At 63.2% G+C, this 21,831-nt stretch carries 20 protein-coding genes; 14 read left to right on the top strand and 6 right to left on the bottom strand.

Annotation, left to right across the window (positions count from 1 at the left end; translation table 11 throughout):
* Positions 1 to 36 precede the first annotated feature (36 nt).
* Entirely contained in the window at positions 37 to 1,638 is a 1,602-nt protein-coding gene (locus A3A9_RS0129885) for a hypothetical protein (RefSeq protein WP_027061915.1), read from the top strand.
* Positions 1,639 to 1,747: 109 nt separating this feature from the next.
* Here A3A9_RS0129885 and A3A9_RS0129880 read toward each other — a convergent pair whose 3' ends face one another.
* The 4 genes from A3A9_RS0129880 to A3A9_RS0129865 all read right to left on the bottom strand — a co-directional run bounded on the left by A3A9_RS0129880 (position 1,748) and on the right by A3A9_RS0129865 (position 6,291).
* The gene (locus A3A9_RS0129880) at positions 1,748 to 3,292 is read right to left on the bottom strand and encodes a DegQ family serine endoprotease (protein ID WP_027061914.1); all 1,545 of its coding nucleotides are present in this window, start codon (positions 3,290 to 3,292) and stop codon (positions 1,748 to 1,750) included.
* A 248-nt stretch (positions 3,293 to 3,540) separates the two neighbouring features.
* Positions 3,541 to 4,257: an MBL fold metallo-hydrolase gene (locus A3A9_RS0129875; protein WP_027061913.1), complete on the bottom strand. Its 717-nt coding sequence runs from the start codon at positions 4,255 to 4,257 to the stop codon at positions 3,541 to 3,543.
* The gene (locus A3A9_RS0129870; RefSeq protein ID WP_027061912.1) at positions 4,257 to 5,423 is read right to left on the bottom strand and encodes a diphosphate--fructose-6-phosphate 1-phosphotransferase; all 1,167 of its coding nucleotides are present in this window, start codon (positions 5,421 to 5,423) and stop codon (positions 4,257 to 4,259) included. Before A3A9_RS0129870 ends, A3A9_RS0129875 begins: the two co-directional genes overlap by 1 nt.
* 97 nt (positions 5,424 to 5,520) lie before the next feature.
* Complete coding sequence (locus A3A9_RS0129865; protein WP_033838879.1) at positions 5,521 to 6,291, bottom strand: L,D-transpeptidase; 771 nt, start codon at positions 6,289 to 6,291, stop codon at positions 5,521 to 5,523.
* A 468-nt stretch (positions 6,292 to 6,759) separates the two neighbouring features.
* On the opposite strand from A3A9_RS0129865, the gene A3A9_RS0129860 reads away from it, so the two are divergent.
* From A3A9_RS0129860 to xylB, 3 genes are all read left to right on the top strand, one after another.
* Positions 6,760 to 7,383, top strand: a complete 624-nt coding sequence (locus A3A9_RS0129860) for a LysE family translocator (RefSeq protein ID WP_027061910.1) — start codon at positions 6,760 to 6,762, stop codon at positions 7,381 to 7,383.
* Between the two features lie 406 nt (positions 7,384 to 7,789).
* Entirely contained in the window at positions 7,790 to 9,112 is a 1,323-nt protein-coding gene (locus tag A3A9_RS0129855; protein ID WP_027061909.1) for a tetratricopeptide repeat protein, read from the top strand.
* Positions 9,113 to 9,194: 82 nt separating this feature from the next.
* Positions 9,195 to 10,649, top strand: coding sequence for a xylulokinase (xylB, locus tag A3A9_RS0129850; protein WP_027061908.1), 1,455 nt, complete (start codon positions 9,195 to 9,197; stop codon positions 10,647 to 10,649).
* A gap of 197 nt (positions 10,650 to 10,846) precedes the next feature.
* On the opposite strand, the gene A3A9_RS0129845 is transcribed toward xylB, so the two are convergent.
* On the bottom strand, positions 10,847 to 11,209 hold the full coding sequence (locus A3A9_RS0129845) for a nuclear transport factor 2 family protein (protein WP_027061907.1): 363 nt from the start codon (positions 11,207 to 11,209) through the stop codon (positions 10,847 to 10,849).
* Between the two features lie 113 nt (positions 11,210 to 11,322).
* Here A3A9_RS0129845 and xylA point away from each other — a divergent pair, with 113 nt between their 5' ends.
* The 3 genes from xylA to A3A9_RS0129830 all read left to right on the top strand — a co-directional run bounded on the left by xylA (position 11,323) and on the right by A3A9_RS0129830 (position 13,606).
* Positions 11,323 to 12,648 (top strand): xylose isomerase, encoded by a 1,326-nt coding sequence (gene xylA / locus A3A9_RS0129840; RefSeq protein ID WP_027061906.1) that lies wholly within the window; start codon positions 11,323 to 11,325, stop codon positions 12,646 to 12,648.
* 93 nt (positions 12,649 to 12,741) lie between these two features.
* A complete protein-coding gene (locus A3A9_RS0129835; RefSeq protein WP_027061905.1) occupies positions 12,742 to 13,221 on the top strand; it encodes a GNAT family N-acetyltransferase in 480 nt (159 codons plus the stop codon).
* Between the two features lie 175 nt (positions 13,222 to 13,396).
* On the top strand, positions 13,397 to 13,606 hold the full coding sequence (locus A3A9_RS0129830; RefSeq protein ID WP_027061904.1) for a hypothetical protein: 210 nt from the start codon (positions 13,397 to 13,399) through the stop codon (positions 13,604 to 13,606).
* Positions 13,607 to 13,620: 14 nt separating this feature from the next.
* Here A3A9_RS0129830 and A3A9_RS0129825 read toward each other — a convergent pair whose 3' ends face one another.
* Positions 13,621 to 14,601 (bottom strand): GlxA family transcriptional regulator, encoded by a 981-nt coding sequence (locus A3A9_RS0129825; protein ID WP_027061903.1) that lies wholly within the window; start codon positions 14,599 to 14,601, stop codon positions 13,621 to 13,623.
* Between the two features lie 79 nt (positions 14,602 to 14,680).
* Here A3A9_RS0129825 and A3A9_RS0129820 point away from each other — a divergent pair, with 79 nt between their 5' ends.
* The 7 genes from A3A9_RS0129820 to A3A9_RS45570 all read left to right on the top strand — a co-directional run.
* Positions 14,681 to 15,598 (top strand): 3-keto-5-aminohexanoate cleavage protein, encoded by a 918-nt coding sequence (locus tag A3A9_RS0129820; protein WP_027061902.1) that lies wholly within the window; start codon positions 14,681 to 14,683, stop codon positions 15,596 to 15,598.
* 20 nt (positions 15,599 to 15,618) lie between these two features.
* Positions 15,619 to 16,248, top strand: coding sequence for an HD domain-containing protein (locus tag A3A9_RS0129815; RefSeq protein WP_027061901.1), 630 nt, complete (start codon positions 15,619 to 15,621; stop codon positions 16,246 to 16,248).
* Positions 16,245 to 17,339, top strand: coding sequence for a carnitine 3-dehydrogenase (locus A3A9_RS0129810; RefSeq protein ID WP_027061900.1), 1,095 nt, complete (start codon positions 16,245 to 16,247; stop codon positions 17,337 to 17,339). Before A3A9_RS0129815 ends, A3A9_RS0129810 begins: the two co-directional genes overlap by 4 nt.
* A 4-nt stretch (positions 17,340 to 17,343) precedes the next feature.
* The gene (locus A3A9_RS0129805; RefSeq protein WP_027061899.1) at positions 17,344 to 18,507 is read left to right on the top strand and encodes an acyl-CoA dehydrogenase family protein; all 1,164 of its coding nucleotides are present in this window, start codon (positions 17,344 to 17,346) and stop codon (positions 18,505 to 18,507) included.
* A 58-nt stretch (positions 18,508 to 18,565) separates the two neighbouring features.
* Complete coding sequence (locus A3A9_RS0129800; RefSeq protein ID WP_027061898.1) at positions 18,566 to 20,644, top strand: acetate--CoA ligase family protein; 2,079 nt, start codon at positions 18,566 to 18,568, stop codon at positions 20,642 to 20,644.
* On the top strand, positions 20,637 to 21,419 hold the full coding sequence (locus tag A3A9_RS0129795) for a carnitinyl-CoA dehydratase (RefSeq protein WP_027061897.1): 783 nt from the start codon (positions 20,637 to 20,639) through the stop codon (positions 21,417 to 21,419). The genes A3A9_RS0129800 and A3A9_RS0129795 overlap by 8 nt, the downstream gene beginning before the upstream one ends.
* Before the next feature lie 203 nt (positions 21,420 to 21,622).
* A partial coding sequence (locus A3A9_RS45570; protein WP_210163697.1) for a hypothetical protein occupies positions 21,623 to 21,831 on the top strand: 209 nt, incomplete at its 3' end.

The following is a 21,831-nucleotide window of genomic DNA, read 5'->3' as shown; positions in this document are numbered from 1 at the left end:
TGCTTGACTGCTGCTTTCGTGGTGAGGACCGCAGGCATGGACGCGCCATTCATTGCTTCCGACGAACCGGTCGGTTTGCGGTCCGTCAGGGCCGCATCCGCCGTGCGGCTCGGCTTGCCGGTGGCCGCGACGCTACTGATTGCCACCTACGCGGTCATCGTCTCGTTGCTTGTCATGCCCGGCAATGTCGACGTGTCCTGGCTGCTTGTGATCGGTGAGCGCGTGCTTGACGGCGCGCGTCTCTCGGTAGACATCATCGAAGTCAATCCGGCCTTTTCCGTCTGGCTCTATCTGCCCTTCGTGCTGCTTGAGCGCCTGACCGGGCTTTCGGCCGAACTCTGGGTGAGCATCGGCGTGGCCGCGCTGGCGATCGCATCGGTCTGGTTCTCAGCCCGCATTGCCGCACGGGCGGACGAAACGCTGAAACGACATCTCTGGATCGTGCCGGCCACGGTATTTTTCGTGCTGTTCCTGTTCCCGATCGATTTCGGCCAGCGCGAACAGATAGGTGTCATCGTCCTGCTGCCGTGGCTGGCGTTGTTTTCCGCCCGCGACAGGACTGTCGATTTCCGCGCCGGCAGCGTGGCCGAGCGGATCGTCGCGGGCATCGGCGCCGGTATCTTCGTCATGATCAAACCGCCCTACAGCGTTCTGGCCCTGGCGGTGCCGGCCCTGGTCATCGCGCTGCAACGGCGCTCGCTGCATCCGCTGCTGACGACAGAGAATATGATCGGCGCTGCTCTCACCGTCGTCTACCTGGCTGCACTTGCCGTCTTCATGCAGCCTTTCTTCACCGACGTCATGCCCTTGCTGCGCCAGGTCTATCTGCCGACGCGCATGCCGGTGGTCGACGCGCTGATGCTGTGGCAGGTCACGATGTTCGTGGCTATGGCGGTCGCAACGCTGGCCATGGCCTCTCCCGGTCGGCCAAATCGCGACGCGAGCATAATGTTGCTGGCCGGGGCCGCCTACGTCCCGGCTTTCGTCATCATGGGCAAAGGCTGGACCTATCAGGCATTGCCCTTCCTGACGCTCGGCGTGCTGGCGCTGATGCTGCAATACGTCAGGCTGAAACCATGGCTAAGCCTGCCGCTGACGGCCAAGGCTGGTGCCGCGCTCGGTCTGTTTTCGATCGTGCTTTTGGCGGGACTGCAACAAGGCCTGGCCTTTACCCAGTCGCGCCGCGATCTTGATACCGCAACTGCTGCCATCGTGCGCGCGGTCGATCATCCGACCATGATGTCGATCGCGTCGCAGCTGCAGTTCAGCAACCCGCTCACCCGCATGACCGGCGCCCGTTTCGTGGCACGCCAGCAATCGGGCTGGATGGTCAATGACGCAGGCATATTGATGGGGCTGGAACAGGATCCCGCGATACGCCAGGACCTGGCCGGCCTCAGGGAAAGATACACCGCATCGATCGCAGGCGAACTTGCCGCGAAACGGCCCGACATCATCATCGACGACGGAACATCAGGACCGCGCCCGCCAGTGCTGCTCAACCTGAAGGACCAGCATCCCATGCCGCCACTGCATGATGCGCCCGGGATTGCCGAGGCGTTGCGCGGCTACCGCATTTTGCATCAGGACGCATCGGTGACGATATTCATCCGCGCCGATATAGCCGCTCGCAACTAACGCGGTTCGCGGCAGTCCGCTGGAATAGCACCGACGGCTGAAACTTTGATGACTGCGGCCGGCCTGTCGCCGCTTGGCAACAGGCCGGCCGCAGCCGCGCTTTATCTTCTCAGCCGTTGGCGAACGGCACGGCCACATAGATCTGGCTGCCATCGCGTTCAACCAGCAGCAGCACCGACTTGCGGCCCGACTTGCTGGCCTGCGCGATCGCCTGCGTGACCTGCCTGGCGCTTTTCACCGGGACTTGATTGACGGCGGCGATGATATCGCCCGGCTGGATGCCGGCTGCTGCCGCCGCCTTGTCGGGATTGACGCGGGCAACCACCGCGCCGTGCTCGTTGTCGGCAAGGTTCATCTGCTGGCGAATGTCGGGCGTGATATCCAGCAGGCCAAGGCCGATCGCCGGCGCGCGCGAGCCCTGTTCGGTGCTCGGCGTGTCGGAACTATCAGTTGATGCCGTCTTCACATCGTCGCTGTTTTGCCCGACAGCCACGGAGATCTGCATCGCCTTGCCCTTGCGCCAGACATCGAGCGATTCCTTGGCGCCGGGCGCGACGTCGGCAACGGCCCGCGACAGATCCTTGGGATCCTTCACATCCTGTCCGGCGAAGCTGGTGATGACGTCGCCGGTTTCGACTCCGGCGCTGGCGGCGGGCGAACTGTCATTGACCTTGGAAACCAGCGCGCCGCCGGCATGATCGAGCCCTATGGCGCTTGCCACGTCAGCCGTCACCGGCTGGATCTCGACGCCGAGATAGCCATACTGAATGGAGCCGTCCTTCATCAGCTTGGCGACAACCTTTTGCGCCTGATCGGACGGAATGGCAAAGCCGACGCCGACGCTGCCGCCATTCGGCGAATAGATTGCCGTGTTGATGCCGACGACATTGCCGTTCACATCCACCAGCGGGCCGCCGGAATTGCCATGGTTGATCGGTGCGTCGATCTGGATGAAATCGTCAAATGGCCCGCTGTGCAGGTCGCGGCCGCGCGCCGAAACGATGCCGGCGGTGACCGTGGTGCCGATGCCGAACGGATTGCCGATCGCCAGCACCTGGTCGCCGGTCATCAGCCTGTCGGAATCGCCCCATTTGACCGTCGGCAAGGACTTGTCGGCCTTGATCTTGAGCACGGCAAGGTCGTTCTTGGCGTCGCGGCCGACAAGCTTGGCTGGAAGTTCGGTGCCGTCATCGAGCGTCACCTTGATCGATGAGGCGCCGTCGACGACGTGATTGTTGGTGACGATGGTGCCATCGGCATCGACAATGAAGCCGGAACCGAGCGCCTCGGCGCGTTGAGCCTGTTGCGGCGGCGGCGTCTGCGGAGCGGGCATGCCCTGGTCGCCGAAGAACTGGCGGAAATACTGGTCGAATGGCGAGTTGCCGAGCGGCATCCCGTCATCGGCGCTTGCCGGCTGTGCCTTCATGATGGTGGTGACCGTCACCACCGCCGGCTTGTCGGCCGCGACGATCGGCGCAAACGAGCCGTTGGGGGCAGTGATACCGGCGACAGGGGTCTGGGTCGTACCGACGACGTTACTCACGCCTGCATTGCTGGCACTTTGGGCAAAGGAGACGACGAAGGGAGAGATGATGAGGGCGGCGCCCAGCAATGCGGCGACGCGATGTCTGCGGATGATCTTGAGGGATGACATGGTCGTTGTCCGTGCGAGACATTGGGTTCGGCGCCGTGGCCTCGGGGGGCCTATTCGGCGTACCGGCCTTCACGGCAGCCCGTCTCGCTTCATGCGGCGGCCGTTCAGGTCGATGAACCGGAATCTAGGACGCGGATGCGGGCAAATTAGGTTTTTTCGGTTATATTACAAAGATTTAATTCTTCGCGCAGGATTGGTAATGTTGCCGGTACCCGGCCTCTCCCACCAGCCGACAGTCATGCCGAAGCTCAGATATTGCCGGCCTGTCTGAGGTAAGCCGTTGCAATCTCACGCATACGCCTGCCGTCGTAGCTTGGCCCGTGACCGCCGTGGCCGATCCGGATCGGCAGGTCGAGCAGCCGCTGCATGGTGTTGACATAGGCCGAGCGGTCCGAATCCGGCAGGCTGTCGATCAGCGTGTCGTCATAAATGGCGTCGCCGCTGAAGAACAGGCCATCGGCCTCGTCGAACAGTGCGATCGAATCCGGTGAATGCCCGGGCAGATGCAGAACGCGGAATTGCCGGTCGCCGAGATCGACCACGTCGCCCTCATCAAGCGTCCGCGTTAGCGGCGCCGATGGGATCTTGTAGTCGGCGGCGTTCCAGCCCGGCTTGGGCAGTTTCGAAACGCCACCTTCGAGATCATGGAACATGTAGGCGTACGTCACGGCCTCATCCATAATCTCGAACTGCGCGGCGCTATGCCTTGGCCCGGCCCGCCATGGAAATTCGTGCATCGAGCCGACATGGTCGAGATGGATATGGGTGGCGACCACCAGCAGTGGCTTGCCCTGCGGTGTCTCGATCTGCGGCGCCAACGGACAGATGCCCATGCCGGTATCGACCAGAAGGTCGGCGTCGCGGCCGCGCAGATGCCAGATGTTGGCGCGCAGATAGTCATGCACGAACGGCTCGGTCAGCATCGTCGTCTGTTCATCGACGATGCTCTTGCTGAACCACTCCATTAGACGAACGGCTTCCCGACCTTGTACTTTTCCGGCACCAGCCGCTTGAGATAGGCCATGCCGGCCTCCGACAACTGGTTGACGTCAGGCTTCATGAAATCGTCGGGCATGTGACGGGTCTTGCCGGCGACATTCTTCAGCGGCACCTTCTTCAGCACGGTTTTGCTGCCATCATATTGCAGCGCCACCGAGCCGCCGCCCTGTTCGGCGACAGAGACGGCGAAGGCACCGGCATCGAAAGCCTCCTGTGCATCGACCGCGCTGATGGCGCCGATATAACCACGCGGCATGTAGCCGAGCGCATCGACGCGGGCGCGTTTGCCCGGCAGCCCTTCGGCCAGCGCGCGCTCGAGTGCGGCCGGCAGGTCGCTGCCTGACAGTTTGACGTTGCCATGCGCGTCACGTTCCAGCTTGTCGGCCGGCACCAGGCTTTCGACCAGCGCCTTGCCGTCGGCGGTGCTCACCCCTTCCGACACGGCGACAATGCAGCGCTTGTGTCGGTCGAGCGTGGCGCGCACATCATCGATGAAGCCGGCCGCCGAGAATGGCCGCTCCGGCACGTAGACCAGGTGCGGGCCGCTGTCGGGATCGAGCTGCCAGGCGGCAGCCGCTGCGGTCAGGAAGCCGGCATGCCGGCCCATGACGATGCCGACATAGATGCCGGGCAAAGCGCGAAAATCGAGATCAACGGACAGGAAGGCGCCGGCAACGAACTCGGCCGCTGAAATGAAGCCCGGCGTGTGGTCGTTTTCCTCGAGGTCATTGTCGATGGTCTTTGGCGCATGAACGAAGGCGATGGAGCCGCCGGCGGCGTCGGTCAGGATCTGCTGCGTACCCGACGTGTCGTTGCCGCCAATATAGATGAAGGCATCGGCGCCGGCCTTTTTCAGGCCGTTGAGGATCACATCGCAATAGGCGGCATCCGGCTTGTCGCGGGTCGAGCCGAGTGCCGCGCTTGGCGTTCCGGCGATCAACCGCAGCCGGTCTTCCGGGATGGCGGAGAGGTCGACATAATTGCCGTCACGAATGCCGCGCACGCCGTGGATGGAGCCCAGCACCTTGGCGCCGGGATGCCGTTTGCGGATCTCCAGCGTCGCTCCGACAACCGTCTGGTTGATGACGGCGGTCGGGCCGCCGCCCTGCGCGATGACAAAAGTTCCGGCCATTCCTGACGTCTCCCGAGCGATGGTTTTCAAGCCACCTTGGCCTGTCTTTCGCTATCGTGCAACGGGAGAGTCTGGAGGCCGCAAGCTGCGGCCACGATCACATGACGACGACGGGGTTTTTCTTCGAAACGCGGCTGTAGAGGTCGATGATGTCCTGGTTGATCAGGCGCACGCAGCCCGAAGACATCGCCTGGCCAATGCTCCACCATTCGGGCGAGCCATGGATGCGGTAGCCGGTGTCCTTGCCGTCCTGGTAGATGTAAAGCGCACGGGCGCCCAGCGGATTGGTGAGGCCGCCGGGCTGGCCGCCTTGCCACTTCACCAATTCGGGCTTGCGCTGGATCATCTCCGGCGGCGGCGTCCAGGTCGGCCATTCCCGGCCATACTGGATGTTGGCGCGGCCCGACCAGCGGAAGCCGTCCTTGCCGATGCCGACGCCGTAGCGGATGGCATCGCCACCCGGCTGGACGAGATAGAGCATGCGCTCCTTGAGATGGACGACAATGGTGCCGGGCGCCTCGCCGGTCGTGTCGACGACGATCTGGCGGCGAAATTCCGGCTTGACCTTCAGGTACGGCACCTCCGGGACGTTGAAGCCGTTGTCGGTCAGCGACGCATACATGACATCGGCGCTGGTGATGTTCTTGTCGACGCTGATCGCGGGCCGCATCGGCGGCACCGAACCGGTGACCGTATTGTCGAGATCCAGGGCCGGCATGCCGCCATCGCCCGATGTCGAGCAGCCGGCGGCGCTGAGCAGCGCCAGCGCGCCTGCCCCAGACAGGATGGCGCGGCGGGAAAGATGATGATCGGTTTCGATTGCGTCGCCGTTTCGTGGCGGCGTCAGACCTTGCGGCAACTCACGCATATACCCAAACCCTACGCTGTCGGCGGGAAGCACGGTCCGGCCGAATAGAAGGCATTTTCATCATTCATGGTTGATAAAGCGTGAACGCCTTGCACTGCCTGCATTTCCGCGTGGCCTGGCGGCATCAATCCGTCCTGAACGACCATCAGCCGAGCGCTCCTGCATAAAAAGACCTCGGTCGGGTCACAATCCCGGCACCGGCCTTTCCTACCCAGCTGGCGATCAGCGAGGGGCCTGTCGCGGCCGCACTGGTTCTCGGTGCCGATGTCTGCCTGGCCGATATCGTGAGCACGCTGGGCGGCGCGAACTGACGCCGACTTGCCGTTGGCGCAATTGATATCGCGGCAATTCCAGGAAAGGTGCGTCGCGGTCGTCCGTCCGGAATTGCCTAAAAACAAAAATCAGGCCTCTTTACATTCTCCCGGGGTTCAGGATTTATCCTTTTCCTTAACCCAAGGGAGAACAGACATGTCCTTCGAAAACTGGGCCGCGTTCGCAGCCGCGTCGACCATCCTCCTCATCATTCCGGGTCCGACCATCCTGCTGGTCGTGTCCTATGCGCTGGGCCAGGGCTGGCGCACCGCTTTGCCGATGGCGGTTGGCGTGGCGCTCGGCGACTTCACCGCCATGACCTTGTCGATGCTGGGCATCGGCGCGCTGCTGGCTGCTTCGGCTGGTGTCTTCACCGTCCTGAAACTGATCGGCGCCGGCTATCTGATCTATCTCGGCGTCAAGCTGTTCCGCGCCGGCGGCGCGCTGAAGGCCGAACCGCGCACCGATGTGGTGTCTTCGGCCAAGATGATGGCGCATGCCTGGCTGGTCACCGCGCTCAACCCGAAAAGCATCACCTTCTTCGTCGCCTTCCTGCCGCAGTTCCTCGACCGGCATGCCAATTTCTGGACGCAGATGCTGATCTTCGAGACCACCTTCCTGGTGCTCGCCTTCGCCAATGCCTTCGGCTACGCGCTGATCGCGGCACGCGCCCGCAACGTCGTGCGCAATCCCAGGGCGATCCGCATCTTCAACCGCACCGGCGGCACGTTGCTGGTCGGCGCGGGCATCGCCACGGTGGCGATCCGTTCGGGCAATTGACGTCGTGACGTGGACGCGGGTGAGGCCCGGAGGGCCTCACCATTTGACGCTGAAGCCCAGATTGCCCTCGAGGACGCGCGCTTGTCGCCGCCGAGATTGGTGGTGTAGTCGCCGGTGGCGAAGAGGCTGACGGTGTCGGTGCCGCTGACATCGATGCCGATGTCACGCGACGACGTCGCGTTGCGGCGAAGAAGATGGCCGTGAGGACGCCGTCCAGGTCCAGCCGCGTCGCTCTCGTTTCGCGATTTCAAGCTCCCCGCCCGTCTGATCTTCATGGTTGATGAACTGGGAAGACTACTGGAGTAGACCAGCGCAGCGCATGGTTGGCGCGTCCGTGGTCCATGTATTAAGATCGCTTTGGACCGGGGGCACCGCGCCCACAAAGGACAGGTCAAAAGGATTTTGCATGCCAATGAAGGACGCATTCGGCCTGGCATTTTCAGGCGCGACGGAAGCGGGGTTCACGCCCTACAGCGAGGCGGTACGCCAATTACAGTGCTTCATCGGCGATCCCGTCGGCTCCGTCGATCGCGCCATCGCGGAAAATCCCGGTTTCGTCATGGCGCATGTGTTCAAGGGCTATCTCTTTGGCCTTGCCACCGAGCGGGACGCGACGGCGGTGGCCAGGGCCTGCCATGAGGCGGCCCTGCCGCTTGCCGCGACGGCGCGCGAAGAGGCGCATGTCTCGGCCCTCGGCCACCTTGCCGGAGGTCGCTGGCATGAAGCCGCTGGGATTCTTGAAGGCATCGCCATCGACGCCCCGCTCGACGCCGTGGCGCTGCAGGTCGGGCACCAGATCGACTTCTTCACAGGCAATGCCCGCATGCTGCGCGACCGCATCGCGCGCGCCTTGCCGTTATGGCAGGGCGGTATGCCGGGCTACCACGCCATGCTCGGCATGCAAGCCTTCGGGCTGGAAGAGATGGGCGAGTACGCACTGGCCGAAAAACTTGGCCGTACGGCGGTCGAGATCGAGCCGCGCGACGGCTGGGCGCAGCACGCGGTGGCGCATGTCATGGAAATGCAAAGCCGGCAAAGGGACGGCATTGCCTGGATGCGCGCCGACCCAGAAGCCTGGACAAAGGAGAGCTTCCTGCAGGTGCACAATTGGTGGCATTTGGCGCTGTTTCACTACGATCTCGGCGAGACCGATCAGGTGCTGGCGCTTTATGACGGGCCGATCTACGGCGCGCCATCAACGATGGCGCTTAATATGGTCGATGCCTCGGCGATCCTGTGGCGGCTTTATCTCGGCGGCATCGATGTCGGTGACCGCTGGACGGCGCTCGCCGGCAACTGGCCCAAGGTTGGCGCCGGCAACTATGCCTTCAACGATGCGCATGCGATGATGGCCTTTGTCGGCGCCGGGCTCGACGCTCCGGCCCGGACCTTGCTCGACGCACAGCGCGAGGCCATGCACGGCAGCGACGACAATGCCGCCTTCACCCGGGATGTCGGCCATCCCTTGACGCTTGCCATCCAGGCCTTCGGTGAAGGCAACTACGTCGAGGCCATGCGCTTGATCCGGCCGATCAGGGCCATAGCCCATCGTTTCGGCGGCAGCCATGCACAGCGCGACGTCATCGACTTGACGCTGATCGAAGCGGCACTGCGAGCCGGTGATGGCACGCTCGCCAGGGCACTCACGGCCGAGCGTTCGACGGCGCGGCCGGACAGCCCGCTCTCGGCGCTGTTTTCGCGACGCGCGGCCAATTTGTCAGAGAATTGACCGCAAGCTCATCTTGCCTTAAAAACTGGCCAAGCCAGATTATTTCGAGATCCGAAAAAATTAATGGCACGGGGAGGAAACCATGTATCTCGGCCTCGATCTTGGAACATCGGGCGTCAAGGCGCTGCTGATCGACGCCGGACAGAGTGTCATTGGCTCCGGCCATGCCTCGATCGACGTATCGCGCCCGCACCCCGGCTGGTCGGAGCAGGATCCAGGCGACTGGATAAGCGCCTGCGAGACCGCGATCGCGCAACTCAAGGCTTCTCATCCAAAAGAACTTGCCGCTGTCAAAGGCATTGGCCTTTCCGGCCACATGCATGGCGCCACGCTGCTCGATGCCGCAGACCAGGTCTTGCGCCCCTGCATCCTGTGGAACGATACGCGCAGCCATGTCGAGGCGGCGGCACTCGATGCCGATCCGCGCTTCCGTGCGCTGACGGGCAACATTGTCTTTCCCGGCTTCACCGCACCCAAGCTCGCCTGGGTGAAAAACAACGAACCCGCTGTTTTCGCCAAAGTGGCGAAGGTGCTGCTGCCCAAGGATTTCCTGCGGCTTTGGCTGGCCGGCGAACACATTTCGGAAATGTCCGACTCGGCCGGCACGTCCTGGCTCGATGTCGGCAAGCGCCGCTGGTCCGCCGAATTGCTGGCGGCGACATCACTTGATGAAAAGCAGATGCCGTCGCTGGTCGAGGGCACGCATAAGGCTGGCGGGCTGCGCGCCGAACTGGCATCGAAATGGGGCATCGACGCCGGTATCCCGATCGCCGGCGGCGCCGGCGACAATGCGGCTTCGGCCTGCGGCATGGGCACGGTCGGCGCCGGCCATGCCTTTGTTTCGCTGGGCACATCGGGCGTGCTGTTTGCCGCCAACGCGTCCTATCTGCCCAATCCGGCAAGTGCTGTTCACACCTTCTGCCATGCGCTGCCCAACACCTGGCACCAGATGGGTGTCATCCTGTCGGCGACCGATTCGCTGAACTGGCTGTCCGAGATCACCGGCAAGGGGGCTGGCGAGCTGACATCGGAACTGGGCGACGCGCTGAAGGCGCCGACCGGCGTGTCCTTCCTGCCCTATCTGTCGGGCGAGCGCACGCCGCACAATGATTCCGCCATTCGCGGGTCCTTCACCGGGCTGGCGCACGAATCGAGCCGCGCGGTGCTGACGCAAGCGGTGCTCGAAGGCGTCGCCTTCGCCTTCCGCGACAGCCTCGAAGCCTTGAAGACGGCAGGCACGACTTTGACACGCGTCACGGCGATCGGCGGCGGCTCACGCTCGCGCTACTGGCTGAAGGCGATCGCGACCGCGCTTCAGCTGCCGGTCGACATTCCCGCCGACGGCGATTTCGGCGCGGCGTTTGGGGCGGCGAGGCTTGGGCTGATTGCGGCCACTGGCGCCGATCCGCTCAGCGTCTGCACGGCACCGAGGACCGATGCCACGATCGAACCGGATGCTGGACTTGGTGGAGCGTATGCTGACGCCTATCACCGCTATCGGGCCCTGTATCCGGCGATCCGGGTGGTAACAGCGTGAGCATGTGCGAGGCCCCCCTCTCTGCCCTGCCGGGCATCTCCGCCTCAAGGGGGGAGATTGGCAGTTGGGGCGCCCCGCTCATTTCTGCAACGCTGGAGATTGGCGAAAGCCGACGCAACATCCGATCTCCCCCCTTGAGGGGGAGATGGCCGGCAGGCCAGAGAGGGGGGCCTCGCGCCGCCTTTACGAAGTTAGCCTCACTGCGCCGGCACCTTGTCCAGAAACCCAGTGACGCTCTTGAGTCGCCCATTCTCGACAACGCCGATATCGGTGCCTTCGATGACGGACGCAACGCCCTCCGGCCCGAGATTCCACGAGAAGCGGATCTTGTCGGCAAAGCCGTCCGGTATGCCCTTCAGCGAGAACCGGAAGCCGGCAAAGCGATTTTGAACAGCATCGATGAGCGCGGCGACGCCATCGTGGCCGTCGCCCTGCATAAGCGGATCGCGATAGCTGACGTCTTCGGTGAAGGTGGCCTTGAGCAATTCGGCACGGCGGCTGGCATCGCTTTCGTTCCAGGCGGTGATGTAACCCTCGGCAATTCTGTTGAGGTCGGTCATGGTCTGTCTCCTGTGTTTGCTGGTTTTGACATCAGCTTTTTCGGCCAGCCCAAGAACGAAACCAATTACGCCTGAGGTAATCAGGGCGAACTATTCGAGAGAGGATAGAAATCATGAGCAGCGGATTTTTCGGCGACATCCAGAAGATCAAATATGAGGGGCCGGATTCGACCAATCCGCTGGCCTATCGCTTCTACAATCCCGATGAGGTGGTCGCCGGTAAGCGGCTGGAAGACCATCTGCGCTTTGCCGTCGCCTACTGGCATTCCTTCGCCTGGCCGGGCGGCGATCCCTTCGGCGGCCAGACTTTCGACCGTCCCTGGTTCCCCAAGGCTGGCGGCGTCGACACGATGGAACTGGCGAAACTCAAGGCCGATGTCGCCTTCGAGATGTTCTCGCTGCTCGGCGCGCCCTATTTCTGCTTCCACGATGCCGATGTCCGGCCCGAGGGCAAGGATTTCTCCGAAAGTGCGGCCCGTCTCGACGAGATCGCGGACTATTTCGCCACCAAAATGAAGCAGACCGGCGTCAAGCTTCTGTGGGGCACGGCGAACCTGTTCTCCAATCGCCGCTTCATGTCGGGTGCCGCCACCAATCCCGATCCGGATGTCTTTGCCTATGCGGCGGCAACGGTGAAAAGCTGCATCGACGTCACCAAGCGGCTGAAGGGCGAGAACTATGTGCTGTGGGGCGGGCGCGAGGGTTATGAGACGCTGCTCAACACTGACCTTGGCCGCGAGCAGGAACAGGCTGGCCGCTTCCTCAGCCTCGTCGTCGACTACAAGCACAAGATCGGCTTCAAGGGCACCATCCTGATCGAACCGAAGCCGCAGGAGCCGACAAAGCATCAGTATGACTACGATGTCGCCACCGTTTACGGTTTCCTCAAGCGCTTCGGCCTGGAGAAGGAAGTAAAACTCAACATCGAGCAGGGCCATGCGATCCTCGCCGGCCATTCCTTCGAGCATGAACTGGCGCTGGCCAATGCGCTCGGCGTCTTTGGCTCCATCGACATGAACCGCAACGACTACCAGTCGGGCTGGGACACCGACCAGTTCCCCAACAACGTGCCGGAAATGGCGCTCGCCTATTACCAGGTCCTGCAGGCCGGTGGCTTCAAGACCGGCGGCACCAATTTCGACGCCAAGCTGCGCCGCCAGTCGCTCGACCCGCAGGACCTGCTGATCGGCCACATCGGCGGCATGGACTCTTGCGCACGCGGCCTCAAGGCCGCGGCCCGCATGGTCGAGGACAAGGCGCTTTCGGCTCCGCTGTCCGAGCGCTATGCCGGGTGGAATACCGCAGAGGCCAAGGCGATGCTTTCCGGCAAGCGCACGCTGGAAGACATCGCCGAGCGCGTGGTGAAGAAGAAGATCGAGCCGCAGCCGCGCTCCGGCCGCCAGGAGTTGCTGGAAAACATCGTCAACCGCTACGTCTGAAGCCTGACGCTGGACCGACAGCTGCTTGATGTGGCTGAAAGCCGCCGTGATTGCCTTTTGCTAGTCCGCTCTCCCAAGCGATGGAGAAAGACGATGGCAAACGGGCAGATCACGGTGCGCAAGGCGCGGCAGGGCTATGTCGCGGCTCTCAAACAGGTGCTGCAGGAAACGTTCGAAGGCACCTGGCTGCCACACATCACCCAGGCATCGGCGCAGCGCTATGTCGAGACCGATATTGGCGGGCGCTATGTCGAAGAATACTGGCCGAATTTCACAGTGGCCGAGATCGCCGGTGAAATTGCCGGCCTGATCCACTGGCGTGGCGATTTCATCGAGGCCGTGCATGTGAGGGCCCGCCATCAGGGCCAAGGCGTCGGCAGCAGGCTGCTGTCGCATGCCGAACAAGCGATTCGCGCTGCCGGCTTCCGCCAGGTGCGACTGGAGACCGATACGTTCAACGAGCGCGCCCAGGGCGTCTACAAGGCGGTCGGCTATGTCGAAAAGGACCGCTATCCCGACGATGAATGGGACAGCGGCTTTACGACTGTGCTGTTCGAGAAGCGGCTGGACTGACGCCCCTGATTCGGGATCTTGGCGCGCAGAACTCTTTGCGCCAAAGGGCGCATCCGGCGACAAGGTTTTGCCCCTTCGCGCCCCGCAATGACCTCGCTCCTGCCTTCAAACTGCCGTCACGTATCTCGTATAAGAGTGACGTTGTGGCGGGTGAAAAGGAAGGAGGCGAACCGATATGCAGCACGAACGCGAAATCGACGCCCTACTCTCATCTGGCGAAACCGGATCGATCATCGACCGGCTGATGGCGCTGCCGAGGAAAACCGACGACGCCAAGGTCTCGAACGAATGGGATCGCGCTGTCAGCAGCCGATTCGAAGTCCGGCTGGTGAGGCAAATGCGCTCGCAGATCGACGCCGGCAGCGATCGACAGAACGCCGCGTAATCCCCTGGATATGATTATCCTCGGCGCAGCCTGACTGGGGCTTCGCCAAAAGCTCTTGAAAACGCTCTGGAAAATGCTGCGGCGGACGAGAATCCCGTCCGCCCGGCAATATCGGCCATCGCTATCCGCGTGTCGACCACCAGCCGGCGCGCGGCCCCCAGCCGCAGCCTGAGATAATAGGCGCCCGGCGTCTCGCCGATCGACTTGCGAAAGATGCTTTCCAGTGTCCGCGCCGTCACCCCGGCACGCTTTGCGATGGCTTCGATGGTCAGCGGCTGATCGACATGCGCTTCCATCAGCCGAATGGCTTGCGCCAGGCGCGGGTCGTAGCCGTCAAGCCGGCCAAGCGAGACCAGCGGCTGCGCATCGGTCGCCACCCGCGCCTGATCGTAGATGAACGCGCTTGCCACATCCAGCGCCACGGCCATGCCGAGCCGGGTGCGAATCAAGTGCAACATCAGATCCAGGGTCGGCGACGCCCCGCCCGTGGTGAACACCGGCCCATCGATGATGTATCGATCGGGGCGCACGTCGACACCGGGAAAGGCCGACGAAAAATCCTCCATGTCCTCCCAATGGGTGGTGGCGCTGCGCCCTTCCAGCAAGCCGGCGCGCGCCACCAGCCATGTCCCTGCCTCGACGCCGCCACAGGCGCGGGCCGATCGCGCCGCACGGCGCAAACCGGCGAGCAAGGCTGACGTGGCATAGTTCTGCGTACCAAAGCCCGCGACCACGATCAGGACATCCGTTGGTTCGGTCGCATCGAACCGGCCACTGACCGCCACCGGCAGGCCGCATGTCGTGACCGGCGCCTCGCCTGTCACCGAAACCAGTTTGAAGTCGAACAGGGTTTCGCCGGCGATACGGTTGGCGGCACGCAGCGGATCAACGGTGCATGCCACGCACATGATGGACGCCCCGGAAAACACCAGCAGGGTAACCTTGAGCGGCGACTGCTCGGCGCGAAAGATTGTCGTTCTTTCGTTTTTTATCATGCCTCCTTCGTAAAACGCAAAACAGTTCCCGGCAAGTCGCGCAATGTTGTACCTCTGTTCGAATTGGGAGGAGAATTCCATGCCGCTTGCGATGAACCGTGAGGTCTTCATTACCTGTGCCGTGACCGGATCCGGCGGTTCGCAGGATCGCAGCCCGCATGTGCCGCGTTCGCCCAAGCAGATCGCCGATTCGGCCATCGACGCCGCCAAGGCCGGTGCTGCGATCGTCCACTGCCATGTCCGCGATCCCGAAACCGGCAAGCCTCGCCGCGACGTGCATCTCTACCGCGAAGTGACCGAGCGCATCCGTGACGCAAATGTCGACGTGATCCTGAACCTGACCGCCGGCATGGGCGGCGACATGGTGTTCGGTTCGCCGGAGGCACCGCTGCCGCTCAACGAAAAGGGCACCGACATGGGTGGCGCCACGAACCGCATGGAGCATGTGCGTCAGTGCCTGCCCGAAATCTGCACGCTCGACTGCGGTACCATGAACTTCGCCGAGGCCGACTACGTCATGACCAACACGCCCGGCATGCTTCGTGCCATGGGCGGCATGATGACGGCGCTCGGCGTCAAGCCCGAGATCGAGGCCTTCGATACTGGCCATCTCTGGTTCGCCAAGCAGCTGGTCGAGGAACAGGTATTGAACCCCGACGCGCTGGTGCAGCTCTGCATGGGCGTGCCGTGGGGCGCGCCTGACGACCTCAACACCTTCATGGCCATGGTCAACAATGTGCCATCGACCTGGAACTGGTCGGCTTTCGCCATCGGCCGCAACCAGATGGCCTATGCAGCCGCTGCCGTTCTGGCCGGCGGCAATGTCCGCGTCGGGCTCGAAGACAATCTCTGGCTCGACAAGGGCGTGCTGGCCACCAATGCGCAGCTCGTCGAGCGCGCCGCCAGCATCGTCACCAATCTCGGCGCCAGGATCCTGGGACCGAAGGAAGTGCGCCAGAAGCTCAACCTGACCAAGCGGGCACCGATAGCAGCTTAATTCAATCGCTGGAGGTCGACATGACAACCGTCAAATTCACCGCGATGAAGGATGGCGACAAGGACGATTACGAGTTCCTGACCGCCCATGAAATCGATTATGCCGCCAAGACCGGCGATCGGCTGCTCGACGCCTTGGTGCAGCTCGACGAGGGTCTTTCCGGTTACAAGATCACCCGGCTCGGCCATTCGCTGCAGGCGGCGACGCGCGCCTGGCGCGACGGCGCCGACACCGACTGGATCGCTTGTGCCGTGCTGCATGACATCGGCGACATCTATGCGCCCTACAATCACGACGAATACGCGGCTTCGATCCTGAAGCCCTTCGTGCGCGAGCAATGCACCTGGGTGGTGGAGAAGCATGGCGATTTCCAGCGCCTCTATTACGCCCACCATCTCGGCGGCAACCGCCATGCCCGTGACCGCTTCGCCGGCCATGCCTATTTCGACGATTGCGACCAGTTTTGCGAACGCTGGGACCAGTCGAGCTTCGACCCTGACTACGAGACGCTGCCGATCGAGTTCTTCCGGCCTTTCGTGCTCGAAGTCTTCGCCCGCAAGGCCTACGACCCCTCGGTGATCCGCGCCGGCGAGCGCGTGCCTCTCATCGACCCCGAAACAGCCAAGACAAGAACCGGAGCCTCAGCATGAGCATCATCAACAAGGCAGCCGCCATTGGCGGCGGCGTCATCGGCGCCGGCTGGGTGGCGCGCCTGCTCTTGAACGGCATCGACGTGTCGATCTTCGATCCCGATCCCGAGGCGTCACGCAAGGTCTCGGAAGTGATGAAGGGCGCGCGCCGCGCCTACAAGCAGATGGTGCCCGGCGGCCTGCCGAAAGAGGGCAAGCTGACCTTCGCCAAGACCATCGCCGAGGCGGTTGCGGACGCCGACTTCATCCAGGAAAGCGTGCCGGAACGGCTCGACCTCAAGCACAAAGTGCTGGCCGAGATCGACGCCCATGCGCCGGCCAATGCCATTGTCGGCTCGTCGACATCAGGCATCAAGCCGACCGACATGCAGGTGGCGATGAAGAAGCATCCCGAACGGCTGGTCGTCGGCCACCCGTTCAACCCGGTCTATCTCCTGCCGCTGGTCGAAATCGTCGGCGGTGAGCAGACCTTTCCCGAGGCGATCGAGGTCGCCAAGGAGATCTACGCTTCGATCGGCATGAAGCCGGTGGTCATCCGCAAGGAGATCGAAGCCTTTGTCGGCGATCGCCTGCTCGAAGCCGCATGGCGCGAGGCGCTGTGGCTGATCAAGGACGGCATCTGCACCGTCGAAGAGCTCGACGACATCATGCGCTATGGCTTTGGCCTGCGCTGGGCACAGATGGGCATGTTCCAGGTCTATCGCGTCGCCGGCGGCGAAGCCGGCATGCGCCACTTCATGGCGCAGTTCGGCCCGTGCCTGAAATGGCCGTGGACCAAGCTGATGGACGTGCCGGAATTCAATGACGAGCTGGTCGACCTGATCGCCACCCAGTCGGACGACCAGGCGCACGGTCTGTCGATCCGCGAACTGGAAAAGATCCGCGACGACAATCTGGTCGCCATCATGGATGCGCTGTCGAAACAGAACAAAGGCAAGGGCTGGGGTGCCGGCGCCCTGCACAAGGACTATACCAAGCAGCTCGCCAAGCTGGCGGCAAAGAAGCCGGCGGCCTCGAAGGCCGCCGAGAAGGCCAAGGCCTCCAAGCCGGTGAAAAAGGCCGAAAAGCCAAAGAAAAAGAAGAAGGGCTGAGACCATGGATTTCGGTCTGTCCGAAGAGCAGAAGCTCATCGTCGAGACGACGCGCGCCTTCGTCGAGAACGAGCTCTATCCGCACGAGCGCGAGGTGGAGCGCACTGGCGTGCTGCGCCGTGACCTGATCGAGGAGATCAAGGTCAAGGCGATCGAAGCCGGCCTCTATGCCGCCAACATGCCGGCCGATGTCGGCGGCGCGGGGTTGGATACGGTGACCTGGCTGCTCTACGAAAAGGAGCTCGGCCGCGCCAACTACGCGCTGCACTGGACCTGCGTGGCGCGCCCGTCGAACATCCTTCTCGCCGGTACACCCGAACAGCGCGAAAAGTACCTGTTCCCTTGCATCCGTGGCGAGAAGTGGGACTGCCTAGCGATGACTGAGCCCGGCGCCGGCTCCGATTTGCGCGGCATGAAAGCGACCGCGGTGCAGGATGGCGATGATTGGGTGCTCAACGGCACCAAGCATTTTATCAGCCACGCCGACCTAGCCGATTTCGCCATTGTGTTCATGGGATCAGGCGAAGAGGATTCGCCGCGCGGCAAGCGCAAAAAGATCACCGCTTTCTTCGTCGACAAGGGCACCAAGGGTTTTACGGTGCGCGACGGCTACCGCAATGTCTCGCATCGCGGCTACACCAACGCCATCCTCGAATTCGACGATTGCCGCCTGCCGGCCTCCCAGGTTTTGGGCGAAGTGCATAAGGGTTTCGAGGTCGCCAACTCCTGGCTCGGCGCCACGCGCCTTCAGGTCGGCGCCACCTGCCTCGGCCGTGCCGAGCGGGCGCTGGGCCACGCCATCGAGTATTCCGCGCAGCGCCAGCAGTTCGGCCAGCAGATCGGCAAGTTCCAGGGAGTGTCGTTCAAGCTCGCCGACATGGCGACCGAATTGAAGGCCGCCGACCTGATGGTGTTCGAAGCCGGCTGGAAGTACGATCAGGGTACCGTCACTGACCAGGACATGGCCATGGCCAAGCTGAAGGCCACCGAAATGCTCGCTTTCGTCGCCGATGAGGCCATACAGGTCCATGGCGGCATGGGGCTGATGGACGACCTGCCGCTGGAGCGCATCTGGCGCGACGCTCGCGTCGAGCGCATCTGGGAAGGCACTTCCGAGATTCAGCGACATATTATTTCGCGGGCGCTGCTGCGTCCGTTCGGGGCTTAGAGCATGATGCGCCAAAGTCTGGATCCGGCAGACACCGCGCTCAAACGAAAAGATGACCATGCATAAACTCGAACGTCTCCTGCGCCCGAAATCGATCGCCGTCTTCGGTGGCGTGCAAGCGGCTGCCGTCGTCGCGCAATCAATCAAGATGGGCTTTGCCGGCGAAATCTGGCCGGTCCATCCGACCAAGGACGAGGTCGCCGGACGCAAGGCCTACCGGTCAGTTGCGGACCTGCCCGGTGCGCCGGATGCAGCCTTTGTCGGCGTCAACCGGCATCTGACCATCGAGGTCATCAAGGCGCTGGCCGAGCGCGGCGCCGGCGGCGCCGTCTGCTTTGCCGCAGGCTTCCTCGAAACCGAAGCTTATGACGACGACGGCGAGCGGCTGCAGGCCGAGCTCGTTGCGGCGGCCGGCCAGATGCCGATCATCGGGCCGAACTGCTATGGCCTGATCAACTATGCCGACGGCGCCCTTCTGTGGCCCGACCAGCATGGCGGCATCAGGCTGGACGAGGGCGGCAAGGGCGTCGCCATCATCACCCAGTCGTCCAACATCGCCATCAACATGACGATGCAGAAGCGCGGCCTGCCGATCGCCTTCCTGATGACTGCCGGCAACCAGGCGCAGACCGGTCTCTCCGAAATGGCGCTCGGCCTGATCGAAGATGATCGGGTCACGTCGCTCGGCCTGCACATCGAGGCTTTTGACTCCGTAGCCGGCTTCGAACGGTTGGCCGCCAGGGCGCGCGAGCTGAAAAAGCCAATCATCGCCATGAAAGTCGGCCGCTCCGAGCAGGCGCGGCAGGCGACGGTCTCGCACACCGCGTCACTGGCCGGCTCGGATGCCGCCTCGGGCGCTTTCCTGAAGCGCCTCGGCATCGCGCGTGTCGATTCCATCCCCTCTTTCATCGAGGCGCTGAAGCTGCTGCACATCACCGGCCCGCTGGCCGGCTACAAGCTCTCCTCGATGAGCTGTTCGGGCGGCGAGGCTTCCGTGATGGCTGACAGTGCCGAAGGGCGCTGGGTCAACTTCCCGGTCCTGACGGAAAAACACCGCGCCCACGTCAAGTCGACGCTCGGGCCGCTGGTCGCGGTCGCCAACCCGCTCGATTACCACACCTTTATCTGGAACAACGAGCCGGCGATGACTGCCACCTTCACCGCCATGGTGTCGGGCGGTTTCGATCTCAACATGCTGGTGCTCGACTTCCCTCGTCCCGACCGTTGCTCGGTCACCGACTGGTGGGCGACGCTGCGCGCCTTCGAATCGGCGCTGAAGACCAACAAGGCGCATGGCGCGATCGTCTCCTCGCTGCCGGAAAACCTGCCCGAGGAATACACCGCCGAACTGATGGCGCGCGGCATGGTGCCATTGTTCGGCATTTCCGAGGCGATGGATGCCGCAGGCGCAGCCGCCTTCATCGGCTGGGCTTGGGCTGAACCGCAGGCGCAGCCGATCGACACGTCTGCTTCCGGTGCTGCCGGCGGCGGTCACGTTACGCCTGATGAGGCCGAGGCCAAGGCACGGTTGATCAAGGCCGGACTGCCCGTGCCGAAGGGCGAGCGGGCCGGCAATGCGGTCGAGGCCGTCATCTCGTCGATGGCGCTCGGCTTTCCCGTCGCTCTGAAGGCGCTCGGCGTCGCTCACAAATCCGAGGTTGGCGCCGTCAGGCTCAACCTCAGGGATGCCGAATCCGTCAGCACGGCGGCGCATGATCTGCTGCCGCTCGGCACCGGCCTCTATGTCGAGCGCATGGTGCGCGACGGCGTTGCCGAACTGATCGTCGGCTTCACCAGGGATCCGATGTTCGGCGCTGTCATGACGCTGGGCACCGGCGGCGTGCTGGTCGAACTGTTGCGCGACAGCGTCACGCTGATGCTGCCGGCGACCCGCGAAGACATCGAGGCGGGCTTGCGTGGGCTCAAGCTCTATCCATTGCTCGACGGCTATCGCGGCCGGCCGAAGGCTGATGTGGCAGCAGCCATCGACGCGATATCAGGCATTGCCGCCTTTGTGCAGAAGAATGCCGGTGAGATCGAGGAACTCGACATCAATCCGCTGATCGTCTGCGCGCAGGGCAAGGGCGCCTGGATCGCCGATGCCTTGCTCGTGCTTGGAGAGAACAAGAATGTCTGACGTCATTTCGACCCGCCGCGAGGGCACCATCCTTGAGGTCACGCTCGACCGGCCCAAGGCCAACGCCATCGATCTCAAGACCTCGCGGCTGATGGGCGAGACCTTCAAGGCGTTCCGCGACGACCCGGAATTGCGTGTCGCCATCGTCAAGACCGCGGGCGACAAGTTCTTCTGCGCCGGCTGGGACCTGAAGGCGGCCGCCGGCGGCGATGCGGTCGATGGCGACTACGGCGTCGGCGGCTTTGCCGGCTTGCAGGAACTGCGCGACTTGAACAAGCCGGTCATTGCTTGCGTCAACGGCATGGCGGTGGGCGGCGGCTTCGAGCTGGCGCTGTCCTGCGACCTCATCTTCGCTTCCGATCATTCCTCCTTCGCACTGCCCGAAATCCGCGCCGGCACGCTGGCCGATGCGGCGACGATCAAGCTGACGAAGCGCATCCCCTATCACGTCGCCATGGACCTTCTGCTCACTGGCCGCTGGATGGATGTCGCCGAGGCGCATCGCTGGGGCCTGGTCAACGAGGTGCTGCCCAAGGAAAAGCTCGAGGACCGCGTCTGGGAAATCGCCCGGCTGCTGGCCAGCGGCCCGCCGCTGGTGTTTGCCGCGATCAAGGAGACGGCACGGGTGGCCGAAGCGCTCACCTTCCAGGATGCCATGAACAGGGTGACGCGTCGCCAGTTGGCGACGGTCGATGCGCTCTATGGCTCCGAGGACAATATGGAAGGTTTTCGGGCCTTTGCCGAAAAGCGCGACCCGGTGTGGAAGGGGAAGTGAGCGTTGTTGCCGAAATGACGGCGCTCACCCCCCTCTGTCCTGCCGGACATCTCCCCCTCAAGGGGGGAGATCGAATGTCGCGAGGACTGTGGCCAATCTTTTACGTTGCAAGAAGAGCGCGGACACAGAAACTGCCAATCTCCCCCCTGTTTGGACCGGAGACATCGCGAACAGGTGTGCGAAGACATCGCGAACAGTTTGCCATGCTATCGGCTGATTGCGTTGAGGTCGATGGTTTGGATTTTCTGGTGGCGGAAGTAGACGTCGAAGACACCGTCCTGTCCGGTCGGTCTGAAAGCGACAGTCCTGCCGGCGAAGGCGTTGCAGATTTTGAATGCGCGTCCGAACAACGAGGTCGCACCCTTCTGCTGGATTTTGCGGAGGTGGTCGCCGAGTGCGTATTCGAAGGGCG

Origin of the sequence: Mesorhizobium loti CJ3sym, from assembly GCF_000472785.1 — a bacterium.
Taxonomy (GTDB): domain Bacteria; phylum Pseudomonadota; class Alphaproteobacteria; order Rhizobiales; family Rhizobiaceae; genus Mesorhizobium; species Mesorhizobium loti_E.
Note: the sequence above shows the minus strand (reverse complement) of the source record. Positions and strands in the feature narration are given on the sequence as shown.